This window comes from Mesorhizobium sp. M7A.F.Ca.MR.176.00.0.0 (assembly GCF_004023165.1).
Taxonomy (GTDB): Bacteria; Pseudomonadota; Alphaproteobacteria; order Rhizobiales; family Rhizobiaceae; genus Mesorhizobium.
Window position 1 is genome coordinate 22,848 of the sequence record NZ_RZTC01000032.1, and the last position, 13,551, is coordinate 36,398.

A 13,551-nucleotide genomic window follows, 5' to 3' on the forward strand; every position below is an offset into this window, starting at 1 on the left:
GACAGGTACGAAGCCGTGCTGTTTTCCGAAGGACTGGCGCAATATCGAGATCTGCTCGAGGCCGGCCGCTCCGTGGTCATCACCGTTGCCGCCGAGGACAGGCCGGAAGGCGTCAATCTGCGCATCAACTCAGTGCAGTCGCTGGAGGACGAGGCAAGCCGTATCCAGAAGGCACTTCGCATCTTCGTGCGCAACGCCTCGCCGATCAACACGCTGGCCGGCCAACTGACCGTCAGGGGCGAAGGCCAGGTCAGCTTCGTGCTGATCAAGGAAGAGGGCGAGGGGGAAATCGAAATCGAGTTGCCGAACCGCTACCGGATTTCGCCACAGATCGCTTCGGCGATGCGCGCGGTGCCGGGTGTGGTCGAAGTGGAGCTGGTGTGACCCCCGCTCTTTCTCGCGCGCGGCGGTCAGCCGGGCGGTCGCTGCCGCGAACGCCAGCGCAGTCAGTATGAAGCCGGCGCAGAGGAACGGGTCGCAGGCGGTTTCAGCCTTGGCGCGGCTGCGTGACAGGCTGCGCAGGCTCTATCATGGGCGCACGCCGGCCGCTTTCCGGTTCCAACTGGTGGCCGTCGTCATCGACCTCGCCATCATCGCCTTCTTCATCGCGACGCCGGTTCTTCAGGACAAGCCGTCCTTCCTCTGGCTCGACTATTCGGCGGCCGCGCTTGTCGCCGCGGATCTGGTCGCCCGGCTGCTTGCCTCCAAAAACATGCTGCGGCTGATGAAGCAGCCGACGTCGTGGGTCGATGTCTTCATCCTTTTGACGCTGCTGATGCCGACGGCGTTCGCCAATCTCGCCTTCCTGCGCATCCTGCGGCTGTGGTCGCTGTCGCGCAGCGGTTCGCTCTGGCGGCATCTGGAGATGCGCGGCCTGAGGCCGTGGCGCGAGGCCAGCCACGCGGTCATCAACCTTTTGACCTTCCTGTTCGTCATCACCGGCTTCGTCTACACGTTCTTCTTCCGCACTGGCGCCGGTCTGGAAAACTATGTCGACGCGCTTTATTTCACCGTCGCCACGGTGACGACGACCGGCTTCGGCGACATCGTGCTGCCGGGCATAGCCGGCAAGCTGACCGCAATCGTCACCATGATCATCGGCATATCGCTGTTTGTCAGACTGGCTCAGGCGATCTTCCGGCCAGCCAAGGTTTTGTTTCCCTGTCCGCAGTGCGGCTTGCGGCGGCACGAGCCGGACGCCGTGCATTGCAAAGCCTGCGGTCATCTTCTCAACATACCCGACGAAGGGAACTGACGGCCGGGTACTACGACGCCGCCACTTCGGCCGGCTTTATAGCCCTGCGCTGAAGATTGAGCAGATTGCCCATCAGGATCAGCAGCGCGCCGCCGGCGGTGAAAGCATCGATCTGCTCGCTATAGAGCAGCCAGCCAATCAGCGCCGATAGCGGCACGCGCAGAAAATCCATCGGCGAGACGATGGTCGCATCGGCATAGCCAAGCGCGCGGGCCATACAGAAATGCGACGACATGCCGGTGAAAGCGATCAGCACGATCCACGGCCATAGCTCCAGTGGCGGATTGCGCCACGTATAGAGCGCCGGGATGAGACCGACCATCGACTGGATAATCAGCATCCAGCAGATGATGCGCACGACGCTGTCAGTCCGGGTCAGCGATTTGATCGTGACCACCGAGATGCCGAAGCAGGCCGCGGCACCCAGCACGACGAGATGTCCAGGGTCGACCGAGCCGACACCGGGGCGCACGATGATCACCACGCCGATCAGCCCCAGCCCGATCGCTGCCAGCTTGGGCCGGTTCAGCCTTTCACCCAGAAAAATCACCGCCAGGATAGCTGTCCAGATCGGCGTGGTGAATTCGATCGAGATCAGCACCGCCAGCGGGATCAAAGTGAGGGCGTAGAGCCAGGCCGCCTGGCCCGTGTAATGGATGACGTTGCGGGCGATATGGGCAATGGGGCGCTGCGTGCGCATGGCTCGAAAACCGCCACTCATCATCACCAGCGGCAGAAGAATGAAGAAGCCGATCACAGAGCGCAACTCAAGCACCTGGAAGACGTTGAGCTCCGCTGTCGTGGCTCGGCCGGCGACCGTCATCCCAAGGAAGGAAGCGATCGACAGTGCCATCCAGAACGCGGCCTTGGGGATCGAGGGGGTGGGTGCCATTCGCGCTGTGTCGCAGGCGAGGGCTTCTGCCGCAATCGCTACACAAGGCATTCTTCTGGGCCAGTCGCGACTGGCTGGATGTTGTAAAACAGTCGTGTGGCGGGCGGAACCTGAAACGGCAAGTGGCGTTGAGTTCCGGTGGTCAGCCGTGCTCGCGGACCCGTCCCGCCTTTTTCAAGATCGACAAGGAGAGCTTCAATGAGATCCTTCGCGCAATTCGCGCTTGCCGGCGGCTTATTGGTTGCGGCAGGCGCGGCACATGCCGACGAGGCCCAATTTCTCCAGGCGTTCAAGGGCAATTTCGCCGGCAAGGGTATCGTCAAGGTCACCACCGATGCGCCGACCGTGAACGTGTCCTGCACGTTCAGCTCGAACGCGACATCGACCTCCCTGTCGCTCGACGGCAATTGCCGGGGACTTGTCGTGGTCACGCGCGCCATCAGCGCGGACCTGAAGGCCAGCGGTGCCAAATACAGCGGCACCTATGTCGGCTCTCGCACGGGACCGGCGCAGCTTAACGGCAGCCGTTCGGGCAACGCGATCAACCTGGGCATTCGCTGGGCCAAGGAGGTCAATGGCGACCGAAGGGCGCAGATGAAGGTCGAGAAACGCGGCGAGAAGGGCATGCGGCTGACCGTCATCGACACCGACCCGAAAACCGGCAAGAGCGTGGTGACGAGCAGGATTGATCTGCAGCGCACCTAATCCTCGAGCGGCTCCGGCGGATGGGTGTGGCGGCCCTTGCCGAATGTGTAGCCGGTTTCCACCGCCTTGCGGCCGAACTTGTCGCGCAGGGCGTCGATGGCGCCTTCGGCCATGGCGCGCTTGCGCGATTGGATGTCGACCAGATCGGGCGGGTCGGCCTTGTCGTCGTCCGAGAGGTCGCTGACGCCGATGCCAAGCAGCCGATACTTCGTGCCGTCGGTTTCCTTGCGCAGAAGCTCCACCCCGGTCTGAAAGATGCGGTCGGCGAGCCGGGTCGGAGCGCCGAGCTGGCGATTGCGCGTGCGCAGCTTGAAATCCTGGGTCTTCAGCTTCAGCACCACGGTGCGCCCGGCAATGCCTGACTTTTTCAGCCGTGCCGAGACCTTTTCCGAAAGGCCCCTGAGAACCGCGACCAGTTCCTCCAGCGACGCGATATCGGTGTCGAAGGTGGTTTCGGCCGATACGCTCTTGGCATCCTGGTCGGGATCGACGCGGCGGACGTCCTCGCCGCGCGAAAGGTGGTAGAGCCGGTCGCCCATCGTGCCGTAGCGGCGCATCAGGTCGCCGCGATCCATCTGCTGCAACTGGCCGATGGTGCGGATGCCGTCACGCTCCAGCGTGGCGTTGAATGCCTTTCCGACACCCCAGATCATGGTCACCGGCTGCGCCGAGAGGAAGCCGACTGCCTCGGCCTCGCCGATGACCGAGAAACCGCGCGGCTTGCGAAAGTCAGACGCAATCTTGGCGAGGAACTTGCAATAGGACAGGCCGGCCGAAACGGTGATGCCGATCTCCTTCTCGACGGCCTGCGCGAAGCGCGCCAGCACCACAGCGGGCGGCAGGCCGTGCAGCCGTTCGGTGCCGGCGAGGTCGAGAAACGCCTCGTCGATCGACAGCGGCTCGACCAGCGGTGTCAGCGCTTGCATCATGGCGCGCACTTCGCGGCCGACGCGCACGTATTTTTCCATGTTGGGGCTGATGACCACCGCCTCCGGGCAGGCTTCGAGCGCCTTGAACATCGGCATGGCCGAGCGCACGCCTTGGATGCGGGCGATATAGCATGCGGTGGAGACGACGCCGCGCTTGCCGCCGCCGATGATCAGCGGCTTGTCCTTGAGCGCCGGATTGTCGCGCTTTTCGATCGCCGCATAGAAGGCGTCGCAATCGATATGGGCCAGATGCAGCCGGTAAAGCTCTGGATGACGCACAAGCCGAGGACTACCGCAGCGCTCGCAGCGGCGCGCCTGGCTGCGCTGAAACGTCAGGCAGTCGCGGCAAAAGCCGTGATCGGGATTGTTGACAGGGGCCGCCATCGCTGCGAACATAAAGAGAACAGAAGCAATGGTACGACAGTGCAAGGCCAGCGACAAGGCTGGCCTGGGGAGAACGCATGAGCACGACCATAGCGCCGCTTGCACCCGAGCTTTGGGCTGAATTCGAGGACCTCTTCGGCAAGCAAGGCGCCTGCTACGGCTGTTGGTGCACGCATTTCCGGCTGGCGCCGGCGGTGCGGCGCGAGAGCAGCCGGGAACGCAACAAGGACCACATCAAGGCGCGTATCGAGGCCGGCCCGCCGCCCGGACTGCTGGCATTCGAGGATGGCCAGGCGGTCGGCTGGATGCAGATCGGACCGCGCGCCGACGTGCCCGAATGGAACAATCAGGGCAGGGGCGCGGCGCCGGTCGATCCTGCCGACGGAGCGGATCCGGACGTCTGGGCGATCTCCTGCTTCTTCATCCGCGTCAAGGCCCGCGGCAGGGGCATCACGCATCGCCTCGTCGACGGCGGCATAAATTTCGCCCGCCAGAATGGAGCCCGGCTGCTCGAGGCGTGCCCGATGGACCTGTCTCGCGATTCGCGCTCGATCGGCCTGTTCGTCGGTTCGTCACGGGTCTTCGAGAAGGCGGGTTTCCAGCGGCTGGTGGAACGCAAGGCGGGCCGCCCGCTGATGCGGCTGGTGCTTTGATGAGGTCCGCTCGTGGCTTGGTGATCTCACCTTGCGGTTGCAGCAGTAATTTCATACCAGACGGACGTCCCTTCTAAAGCGCATGCGCTTTGGGGTTTTGTTTATGCATGTCGTTCTCCCAAACCGGACCCACTTTTGGGCGACATGCATTAGGTCAAACGGAGAATTCGCGTGAACCGTGCCCTGCCATTCGTTTTCCTCCTTGCGTTGAGCGCGCCTGCGTTCGGTCAGACCGTCGATAGTCAGGGTGCGAAGCAATTGTCCGACGACTTGTCCCGCTATGTCGGCAAGCAGGCCATCGACAAAGGCATTTTGAAGGTTTCGCTTGAAGGTGGCGCCTACAGGATCCTGTTCGATTTCAAGGCACTTGCGGCATCATTTCCGGACCAGAAACTGCTGAAGTTCGACTTCGCGCCCTATGCCCTGATGGTCAAGCCGCGCAGCGACGGGTCCTGGGATGTCTCCATGGATTTCTCCCAAACTGCCTCCTTCGAGTTCAACGGACCCGAGGGGCTGCAAAGCACTCAGTTTTCGATCAAGGACGGCAAGGGTTCGGGCGTCTACGATCCAAATCTGGCGGCCTTCACCAGCGGCACCAGCTCGATGGCCGGCATGACGATGGCATCGAAGGATGCCAAGCAGCACATGGAAGCCAGCACGGGCGCCGGCATCGCGACCGTTGCCGCGACCAAGTCGGCGGCCGGGGGCGTCGATTTCACAACCTCGCAAAAGGTGTCGAGCTTTGTCGAAGCGATCAATTTCGACGATCCGGAGAGCGGGTTGAAATTCCCGGTCACCGTCAGGTCGCCGGAACTGTCGGTCGAAGCCAGCGGCAAGGGCGTGCGGACCAAGCCATTGCTCGATCTCCTGGCATTTGCGGTGGCCAACGAGGACGAGGCGACGCTGAAGGCCAACCAGGCGCAGCTCAAATCGCTTCTGCTCGCCGCCTTGCCGCTTTGGCAGCGTATCGACGGGACCTACGGTTTCAAGGATTTTGCGGTGGAAAGCCCGGTCGGCAATTTCGGCGCCACCCAGCTCAGCACCGTGTTCGGCACCGATGGCGTGGCCCAGAACGGCACGATCACGTACGGCATCAAGGCATCGGGGCTGAGCGTGCCGACCCAGCTTCTGCCGAGCTGGAGCGTGGGGTTGTTGCCCACCGATGTCGATTTGAACTTTGGCGGCGCCAATATCGATCTCGACAGCATGGCGAAGAAGGCGATCGAAGCCTTTGATCTCAATAAGAATCCCCCTCTGTCGGCCGAATTCGGCGAGCAGCTTAAAGTCGACTTCTTGGCCAAGATGCCGAAGGTCGTGCTTGGCCACAGCACCGTGAAGAACAAGGACACGGAGATCGCGCTGGAAGGCGAGATGACATTCCCAGGCGAAAAGCCCGAAGGAAGCGTAACCGTCGATGTCGCCGGCTTCGACAAGCTTGTCGAAGGCCTGCAGGAAGCGGCAAAGTCGGAACCGGAGGTTGGCCAATACGTGCCAGTCGCTCTCATGGCGAAGGGCTTTGGCAAGACGCTGCCCGATGGCCGGCTGGAATGGATCGTCAATGCCAAGGCCGATGGCTCGGTCACCGTCAATGGCGTCATGCTGAAGCCCGCCGATCCGGCCGTGGACGACAGCGTGGATGATGGTGACGGCGCCGATGACAGCGGAGACGACAGCGGCGGCGCAGGGGCGAACTGAACCCCTGAAGCTGGAGTTCAGAGCCCCAGCGCGCTTGCGATCTTGGGCGCTGCCTCGTGCCAGTCCTGGACGACGACCACATCGTCCGTCACCGGCGGCAGGAATGCGCGCAGCGAATTGTCGGCCATCAGGTGGAACAGTTCGGCGTCGGCGACCGATTCCCGTACCGAGGCCAGATTGTGCGGCTGGTCGTCGACGAAGACCACCGGTCGGCCGGCCTTGCCGCGAAGCTTGGCCACTGCCGGTCCTTTGGCCATTTCAGTGGTCAGAAGCGGGTAGCTCAGCCCAAGCGCGTCGAGATGGACGCGACGCACGGCACGGTGTTTGTGCGGCATGGCCGTCAGCAAGATGATTTCCGCGCGATCGCCAAGCCCTGCCAGGGCTTCTGACGCGCCGTCAGTAATGTTTTGCCAATCGGCTTGCGCGTCAAAGAAATCGGCCAGCAGTGCCGTGACTTCGGGCTGTTCGATCAGGCGGCCGCTGGCGGTCTCTGCGATGTTGCCGGTCAGCCGGAAGGAGGCCAGCGTCAGGCCATAGCCGCGCGCCTTGAGGAAATTCGGAAACGGTCGGATGAATTCGAGCACGACATCGTCGACATCGAGGACAAGCAAGGGTCGGTCGTCGGCTGCCAGTTCTTCGATCTGGCGCGCGGTTTCCGGATCATCGCTCATATGGAATGCTCGTAGTTGTCGTCGCCCAGCGGCAGCGACCGCAAGGCCTTGCCGACAGCCGCCGGCGGGGTGCCGGTTTCCTCGGCAAAGCGCATCAGAGTCGGCTCGTGGGCGAGGATGAACTGCAGGACACCGGCCAGAAAACCCGGCTCGCTGGCGGCTTTGCGGATCGAATGGACCTCTATGCCGGTGATTGCCAGAAAGCGCGGCAGAAGCTCCGGATCGGAGGCGACGAAGCCCAGGGCCTTCACGGCAATCGATTCCGCTTCTTCGCGCATTGACGCTGCGTTTGCCATCACTACCTTCGGTGTGTGGAATGAGTCTCTCCCGCAGTAATGGCAAGAGTTGCTTGCGGCAAGCCATTAGAGCGTGGCGCGCCCTTTGGACGCGCAGGGGACGAGGTGGAATTCGCGCTGTTTTCCAGCCGCGGATTTCCGTTTCGTCAATCATATTGCCGTAAAGCGAAGCAGGGTTTGGTGCGTTCAGACATGAGCGCATGACGGTCGCCTTCGAAGCGGAAGGGCAGCCGGGACGGGAAATCGATGCCGAAGAAGGTTATGATCGTCGAGGACAATGAGCTCAATATGAAGCTCTTTCGCGACCTCATCGAGGCAAGCGGTTACGAGACCGTGCGCACCCGAAACGGTCTGGAAGCGCTCGATCTGGCGCGCCAGCACCGGCCGGATCTGATCCTGATGGATATCCAATTGCCTGAAGTGTCGGGGCTTGAAGTGACCAAATGGCTGAAGGAAGACGACGAACTGCACGTCATCCCGGTCATTGCGGTGACCGCCTTCGCCATGAAGGGCGACGAGGAACGTATCCGCCAGGGCGGCTGCGAGGCTTATATTTCTAAGCCGATCTCGGTGCCGCGTTTCATCGAAACCATCAAATCCTATCTGGGCGATGCGTGATGTGCCCCTTCAGCCGAGCCGGAGCCTTGTGAAATGACTGCGCGGATCCTCGTCGTCGACGATATCCCTGCCAATGTGCGGCTGCTGGAAGTGCGGTTGCTGGCCGAATATTTCGAAGTGCTGACCGCCACCAACGGGCCGGATGCGATCGAGACCTGTGAGAACGGCAAGGTCGATGTCGTGCTGCTCGACGTGATGATGCCGGACATGGACGGCTTCGAGGTCTGTCGGCGGCTGAAGAGCGATCCGGCGACATCGCACATTCCGGTGGTGATGATCACCGCGCTCGATCAGGTCTCCGACCGCGTCCGCGGGCTCGAGGCCGGTGCCGACGACTTCCTGACCAAGCCGGTCAACGACCTGCAGCTTATGACGCGCGTCAAGAGCCTGGTTCGCCTGAAGTCGCTGACCGACGAGTTGCGGCTGCGCGCCTCGACGACGCGCAACATCGGCATCGAGGAGTTGCTCAGCCGCAATTTCGCATCCGAGGACACGACGCCCAAGGTGCTTTTGATCGACGAACGCAAATCATCCGTCGAGCGCATCCAGAAGATGCTGCGCGACCGGGCCGATCTCGACGTCACACATGATCCGCATGCCGGTTTCTTCCAGGCCGCCGAGACGTCCTATGAATGCGTGATGATCTCGACCGCGTTCGCCGATTTCGATCCGCTGAGGCTCTGTTCGCAGTTGCGCTCGCTCGATCGCACCCGTTTCGTGCCGATCATCCTGTTGGCGGAGGAGGGCGAGGAGGAACGCATCATCCGCGGCCTCGAACTCGGCATCAATGATTATCTGATGCGGCCGATCGACCAGCAGGAATTGACGGCGCGGCTGCGCACCCAGGTGCGCCGCAAGCGTTACAACGACCAGCTGCGCGCCAGCGTCACCCAAACCATCGAAATGGCGGTGACCGATGGACTGACCGGGCTGCACAACCGCCGCTATCTAGACAGCCACCTGCAGACGCTGTTCGATCGCGCCGTGGCGCGGCGCCGGCCGCTGTCGGTGATGATCACCGACCTCGACCGCTTCAAGGCGATCAACGACGCGCACGGTCATGACGGCGGCGACGAGGTTCTGCGGGAATTCGCACGACGGCTGCGCAAGAATGTCAGGGGTATCGACCTTGCCTGCCGTTTTGGCGGGGAGGAGTTCGTCGTGGTGATGCCGGACACCGAGGGCGCGGTGGCCGAGAAGGTAGCCGAGCGCATTCGCGCCGAAATCGCCCAGGCGGCTTTCGCCATCGGGCAGGACGGCAAGGCGATCGAAGTCACGGTCAGCGTCGGCGTGTCGTCGGTGCTGAAGGGCGTGGACACGGTGGCGGCGCTGATGAAGCGTGCCGATCTCGCGCTCTACGAAGCCAAAAGCGGCGGCCGAAATCGCGTCGTCGCCAAGGCGGCGTAGCGATCCAGCCCCGATTATCCTGTCAACCCGACAGGGTTACCCGTTTACCTTAATCCAAGCGATTCGCGAGCCTTGGTTAAGAAACTGTTGATTTTCATAAACTCTTGCGCAACTGTGCAGGCCAAGACGAAGCCGGCACGAGGATAGAAAACCGGCTCCGATCCTGGGAATACCCCATGATGCTCAGGTCCGCCGCATCTCCTGGGTCCGTGGGGTCGGCCGGCCGGCGCTGGCACATAGTGGCCTCCTCGTACCGCTGCCAAACGCCGACCGGCCCCCTTCTCTCCAAAAGAACATCAGAACTCCGTGCTAAAGCACGGAAGAATCTGCGTTCTAGCCGTTCCAACACAGCTTCGCTGTGAGAGCAGCCAACGATGAGGGGAAGAGCACCCTTCCATTTCATAGATATGGCGCACAAGGGGCTTGCGGCAAGACCCGGCTCCTCCCGTAAAACCGCGACCCAAGCCAGGGTGCGGAAAACGGGAGTTATGATAATGATTTCAGATCATGCGGTTGTGATCGCCGGGGGTGGTCCGACGGGATTGATGCTGGCTGGCGAACTGGCGCTGGCAGGCGTGGACGTTGCCATTGTCGAAAGGCGACCGGATCAGAAATTGGCAGGATTGCGCGCAGGCGGCCTGCATGCGCGAACCCTTGAGGTGCTCGACCAGCGCGGAATTGCGGATCGGTTCCTCTCGGAGGGCCAAGTGAGCCCGGCCGTGGGTTTTCACATGATCCGCCTGGACATCAGCGACTTCCCAACCCGGCACAATTATCTGCTGGCGCTGCGGCAAAACCACATCGAGCGCATCCTGGCCGACTGGGTCGGCGAGTTGAAGGTACCGATCTATCGCGGACACGAGGTTACGAGGTTTACCCAGGACGACAGCGGCGTCGACGTCGAACTGTCCACCGGTCACCGCCTGAGGGCCGCATATCTGGTCGGCTGTGACGGAGGCCGCAGCACCATTCGCAAGGCGACCGGTATCGAGTTCGCCGGATGGGATCCGACGATGAGCTGGATGATTGCCGAGGTCGAAATGTCGGAAGAACCGGCATGGGGCTTCCGCAGCAACGCCTCCGGAATTCATGCCCTGGGTAAGATCGAGGACGGCAGGAAGGTTGGCGTCGTGCTGACGGAGCCATGCCTGGAGGCGCGCGGCGAACCGACCCTGCGCGAGCTCAGCGAGGCGCTGACTGCCGTCTACGGCACCGACTTCGGGGTCCACAGCCCGACCTGGCTCTCCCGCTTCACCGACATGACGCGCCAGGCCACCGCATATCGCGACAGGCGCGTGCTGCTGGCGGGTGATGCCGCGCACATCCATCCGCCGATGGGCGGACAGGGCCTCAACACCGGCGTGCAGGATGCGGTGAACCTTGGATGGAAGCTGGCCCAAATCATCAAGGGGACATCGCCGCAAAGCCTGCTCGACAGCTATCACGCCGAGCGTCATCCGGTCGCCGCCCGCGTGTTGCGCAACACGATGGCGCAGGTTGCGCTTCGCCGCACGGATGACCGCAGCAAGGCCTTGGCCGATACCGTTGCCGAGTTGCTCGGCATGGATGAAGCTCGCAAGAAAATCGCCGCGGAGATGTCTGGTCTGGGGGTTCATTACGACCTTGGCGAGGGGCATCCACTGCTTGGGCGGCGAATACCCGATCTTGATCTGGCCACCGCCGGCGGACTGTTGCGGGTCTTCACCTTGCTGCACGACGCGCGGCCCGTGCTGCTCGGCCTCGGTGAGCCCGGCAGGCTGGACATCGCGCCCTGGGCTGATCGGGTCCGGCAGATGGACGCCTTGTATGCCGGTGCCTGGGACCTCCCGGTGCTCGGGAGGGTAGCCGCGCCCGACGCGGTCTTGATCCGGCCCGATGGTTATGTGGCTTGGGCCGGGGCGGGAACCCAACAGGGCCTGGTGGACGCGCTGACCACCTGGTTCGGGCCGCCTGCCACCGCAGGTTAGCAGACACGATCGAAGCGCGACCGCGCGATCGCCTTGAGAGTATCGCGTCCCTCCCTCCGACAGTGCTCCTGACAGTTGGTTGACAGGAGCTTCCTTCTGTGCAGAAATTGGTTGGACCATTGGACCACTTGGAGGAAATGTGGACCAGAACAGCCTGCCACCCATTCAGACCACGGCGCGCGACGACGCCGTGCTGAAGGCGTTGGTGGGCTTTGTTCGCGCCGAGGCCTTGCAGCCGGGCGAGCGGCTTCCAACCGAACGCATTCTGGCCGAGCGGCTGAAGGTCAGCCGCAACACCGTGCGCGAGGCACTGACACGCTGGGAAGGGCTCGGCCTCGTCGAGCGCCGGCAGGGCAGCGGCACCTATCTCAAGGCGGCTGTTTCACACGATATGCTGCACATGCCGCTGACGCTGGCGGGCGGCAATGATTTCACCAGCCTGATGCAGACGATGGAGATCCGCCGCGCGCTGGAGGCGGAGGCCGCAGCCCTTTGCGCCGAACGCGCCAGCCAGGCCGACATCGCCGAAATTGCACGCAAGCTCGACATCATGGAGCAGGCGTTCCGCACGCGCGACGGCATGTCGTCGGAAGAGGATTGGGAGTTCCACCAGGCGATCTACCGGGCCTCGGGCAATCCGCTGTTCGAGCAGATCATCGCCGCCATGTACGAATTGTTCCACCGCTTCTGGGAGCATCCGCTCGGCGTTCGCGATTTCGGCCATGCCAGCTTTCCTTATCACCGCACCATCTACGAATGCATCGCAGCCCGTGACCCGCAGGGCGCCCGCGCCGAAGCGCTCAAGCTGATCGCCACCGTCGAGGACGATCTCAAGCGCGGTGCGGCCAAACTCAAACTTTCGAGCCAGACATGAACGAGCATCCATCCGGTTTCGATCACGACTATCTCTTGGAGGCGGCAACACTTTTGGCGCATGACGAACCGTTTCCCGGCGGTGCGGTGGTGCCGCCGATCTATCAGACCTCGCTGTTCACCTTCGCCAACTATGCCGAGATGGCCGATACCTTTGCCGGCAAACGAAAGCAGCCGATCTACTCGCGTGGCGACAATCCGACGGTGATGGAGTTCGAGGCGCGTGTCGCCGCGCTCGAAGGCGCAGAAGCAGCGCGCGGCTTTTCCAGTGGCATGGCGGCGATCAGCGCCACGGTGCTTGCATTCGTTGGGGCAGGCGAGCGCATCGTGGCGGTGCGCAATTGCTATGGCGATGCCTACCGGCTGTTCGAGCGGTTGTTGCCGCGGCTCAACATCAAGGTCGATTATGTCGACGGCTCCGACCCGGATGCGGTCGCGGCGGCACTTCCCGGCGCCAAGCTACTTTATCTGGAAAGCCCGACCTCGATGATGTTCGAGTTGCAGGACATCGCGCATCTGACACGGTTGGCCAAGGAACAGGGCATCGTCACCACGATCGACAATTCCTGGGCGACGCCGGTGTTCCAGAAGCCGATCACGCATGGCGTCGATCTGGTGCTGCATTCGGCCTCGAAATACCTTGGCGGCCACAGCGACACCGTCGCGGGCGTGGTGGCGGGTTCGGCTGCTCATATCAAGCACATCAACGAGCAGACCTATTCCTATCTCGGCGGCAAGCTGTCGCCATTCGAGGCGTGGCTGTTGCTGCGCGGCCTGCGCACGCTGCCGCTGCGCCTGCCGCACCACATGAAGAGCGGCCTGACCATCGCCGAACGGCTGAAGGCGCATGCCAATGTCGAGCGCGTCAACCACCCCATCTATTCGAACCATCCGGGCAAGGCGACGCTGGCCGGCTATGCCGGTCTGTTCTCCTTCGAGGTGACGGACGAGATCGACATTCCCGTCTTCGTCGACGCGCTGAAATATTTCCGCATCGGCGTCAGCTGGGGCGGGCATGAAAGCCTGGTCGTACCGGCCAAGGCGTCGCTGGAGCAGACGCCGGGCCTGAATTCGATGGCGCGCTTCGGCGTCAGCCCCCGAACCATCCGCTTCAATGTCGGATTGGAGAGTGTCGAAGACCTGTGGGCTGACGTCGCCCAGGCCTTCGAAAAAGCCAGAAAATAACAAGCGGGTTCAAAATGGGAG

Annotated in this window: 13 protein-coding genes and 1 pseudogene; 10 read left to right on the forward strand and 4 right to left on the reverse strand. The window is 62.7% G+C overall.

Annotation, left to right across the window (positions count from 1 at the left end):
- A pseudogene (locus EOB59_RS36260) lies at positions 1–384 on the forward strand (DNA polymerase III subunit alpha); the annotation flags it as partial.
- Between the two features lie 67 nt (positions 385–451).
- Entirely contained in the window at positions 452–1,255 is an 804-nt protein-coding gene (locus EOB59_RS13270) for a potassium channel family protein (protein WP_127270750.1), read from the forward strand.
- 10 nt (positions 1,256–1,265) lie between these two features.
- Here the strand turns inward: EOB59_RS13270 and EOB59_RS13275 are convergent, their stop codons facing one another.
- Complete coding sequence (locus EOB59_RS13275; RefSeq protein WP_127269138.1) at positions 1,266–2,147, reverse strand: DMT family transporter; 882 nt, start codon at positions 2,145–2,147, stop codon at positions 1,266–1,268.
- Between the two features lie 198 nt (positions 2,148–2,345).
- Here EOB59_RS13275 and EOB59_RS13280 point away from each other — a divergent pair, with 198 nt between their 5' ends.
- Positions 2,346–2,852: a hypothetical protein gene (locus EOB59_RS13280; RefSeq protein WP_127396906.1), complete on the forward strand. Its 507-nt coding sequence runs from the start codon at positions 2,346–2,348 to the stop codon at positions 2,850–2,852.
- On the opposite strand, the gene EOB59_RS13285 is transcribed toward EOB59_RS13280, so the two are convergent.
- The gene (locus EOB59_RS13285; protein ID WP_128288525.1) at positions 2,849–4,177 is read right to left on the reverse strand and encodes a DNA polymerase IV; all 1,329 of its coding nucleotides are present in this window, start codon (positions 4,175–4,177) and stop codon (positions 2,849–2,851) included. The genes EOB59_RS13280 and EOB59_RS13285 overlap by 4 nt on opposite strands.
- Before the next feature lie 65 nt (positions 4,178–4,242).
- Here EOB59_RS13285 and EOB59_RS13290 point away from each other — a divergent pair, with 65 nt between their 5' ends.
- Together EOB59_RS13290 and EOB59_RS13295 are read left to right on the forward strand one after the other, a co-directional pair.
- On the forward strand, positions 4,243–4,818 hold the full coding sequence (locus EOB59_RS13290) for a GNAT family N-acetyltransferase (RefSeq protein ID WP_128288526.1): 576 nt from the start codon (positions 4,243–4,245) through the stop codon (positions 4,816–4,818).
- Between the two features lie 171 nt (positions 4,819–4,989).
- On the forward strand, positions 4,990–6,513 hold the full coding sequence (locus EOB59_RS13295) for a hypothetical protein (RefSeq protein ID WP_128288527.1): 1,524 nt from the start codon (positions 4,990–4,992) through the stop codon (positions 6,511–6,513).
- Positions 6,514–6,530: 17 nt separating this feature from the next.
- Here EOB59_RS13295 and EOB59_RS13300 read toward each other — a convergent pair whose 3' ends face one another.
- Both EOB59_RS13300 and EOB59_RS13305 read right to left on the reverse strand, forming a co-directional pair.
- Entirely contained in the window at positions 6,531–7,184 is a 654-nt protein-coding gene (locus EOB59_RS13300) for a hypothetical protein (RefSeq protein ID WP_127271109.1), read from the reverse strand.
- The gene (locus EOB59_RS13305; protein ID WP_128288528.1) at positions 7,181–7,480 is read right to left on the reverse strand and encodes a DUF3572 domain-containing protein; all 300 of its coding nucleotides are present in this window, start codon (positions 7,478–7,480) and stop codon (positions 7,181–7,183) included. Before EOB59_RS13305 ends, EOB59_RS13300 begins: the two co-directional genes overlap by 4 nt.
- A gap of 246 nt (positions 7,481–7,726) precedes the next feature.
- Here EOB59_RS13305 and EOB59_RS13310 point away from each other — a divergent pair, with 246 nt between their 5' ends.
- The 5 genes from EOB59_RS13310 (at position 7,727) to EOB59_RS13335 (ending at position 13,530) form a co-directional block, all read left to right on the forward strand.
- A complete protein-coding gene (locus tag EOB59_RS13310; protein ID WP_013531932.1) occupies positions 7,727–8,098 on the forward strand; it encodes a response regulator in 372 nt (123 codons plus the stop codon).
- A gap of 33 nt (positions 8,099–8,131) precedes the next feature.
- Positions 8,132–9,505, forward strand: a complete 1,374-nt coding sequence (locus EOB59_RS13315) for a PleD family two-component system response regulator (protein ID WP_023810534.1) — start codon at positions 8,132–8,134, stop codon at positions 9,503–9,505.
- 494 nt (positions 9,506–9,999) lie between these two features.
- On the forward strand, positions 10,000–11,472 hold the full coding sequence (locus EOB59_RS13325; RefSeq protein ID WP_128288529.1) for an FAD-dependent monooxygenase: 1,473 nt from the start codon (positions 10,000–10,002) through the stop codon (positions 11,470–11,472).
- A 139-nt stretch (positions 11,473–11,611) separates the two neighbouring features.
- A complete protein-coding gene (locus tag EOB59_RS13330; protein WP_027036801.1) occupies positions 11,612–12,346 on the forward strand; it encodes a FadR/GntR family transcriptional regulator in 735 nt (244 codons plus the stop codon).
- Positions 12,343–13,530 (forward strand): PLP-dependent transferase, encoded by a 1,188-nt coding sequence (locus EOB59_RS13335; RefSeq protein ID WP_128288530.1) that lies wholly within the window; start codon positions 12,343–12,345, stop codon positions 13,528–13,530. The genes EOB59_RS13330 and EOB59_RS13335 overlap by 4 nt, the downstream gene beginning before the upstream one ends.
- Positions 13,531–13,551: the final 21 nt, after the last annotated feature.

Excerpts from the sequence above, each read along its gene's own strand:
- EOB59_RS13280 (WP_127396906.1), top strand. The coding sequence starts at position 2,346 with ATGAGATCCTTCGCGCAATTCGCGCTTGCCGGCGGCTTATTGGTTGCG.
- EOB59_RS13285 (WP_128288525.1), bottom strand. The coding sequence starts at position 4,177 with ATGTTCGCAGCGATGGCGGCCCCTGTCAACAATCCCGATCACGGCTTT.
- EOB59_RS13270 (WP_127270750.1), top strand. The coding sequence starts at position 452 with ATGAAGCCGGCGCAGAGGAACGGGTCGCAGGCGGTTTCAGCCTTGGCG.
- EOB59_RS13310 (WP_013531932.1), top strand. The coding sequence starts at position 7,727 with ATGCCGAAGAAGGTTATGATCGTCGAGGACAATGAGCTCAATATGAAG.
- EOB59_RS13275 (WP_127269138.1), bottom strand. The coding sequence starts at position 2,147 with ATGGCACCCACCCCCTCGATCCCCAAGGCCGCGTTCTGGATGGCACTG.
- EOB59_RS13325 (WP_128288529.1), top strand. The coding sequence starts at position 10,000 with ATGATTTCAGATCATGCGGTTGTGATCGCCGGGGGTGGTCCGACGGGA.
- EOB59_RS13305 (WP_128288528.1), bottom strand. The coding sequence starts at position 7,480 with ATGGCAAACGCAGCGTCAATGCGCGAAGAAGCGGAATCGATTGCCGTG.
- EOB59_RS13315 (WP_023810534.1), top strand. The coding sequence starts at position 8,132 with ATGACTGCGCGGATCCTCGTCGTCGACGATATCCCTGCCAATGTGCGG.
- EOB59_RS13290 (WP_128288526.1), top strand. The coding sequence starts at position 4,243 with ATGAGCACGACCATAGCGCCGCTTGCACCCGAGCTTTGGGCTGAATTC.
- EOB59_RS13300 (WP_127271109.1), bottom strand. The coding sequence starts at position 7,184 with ATGAGCGATGATCCGGAAACCGCGCGCCAGATCGAAGAACTGGCAGCC.
- EOB59_RS13335 (WP_128288530.1), top strand. The coding sequence starts at position 12,343 with ATGAACGAGCATCCATCCGGTTTCGATCACGACTATCTCTTGGAGGCG.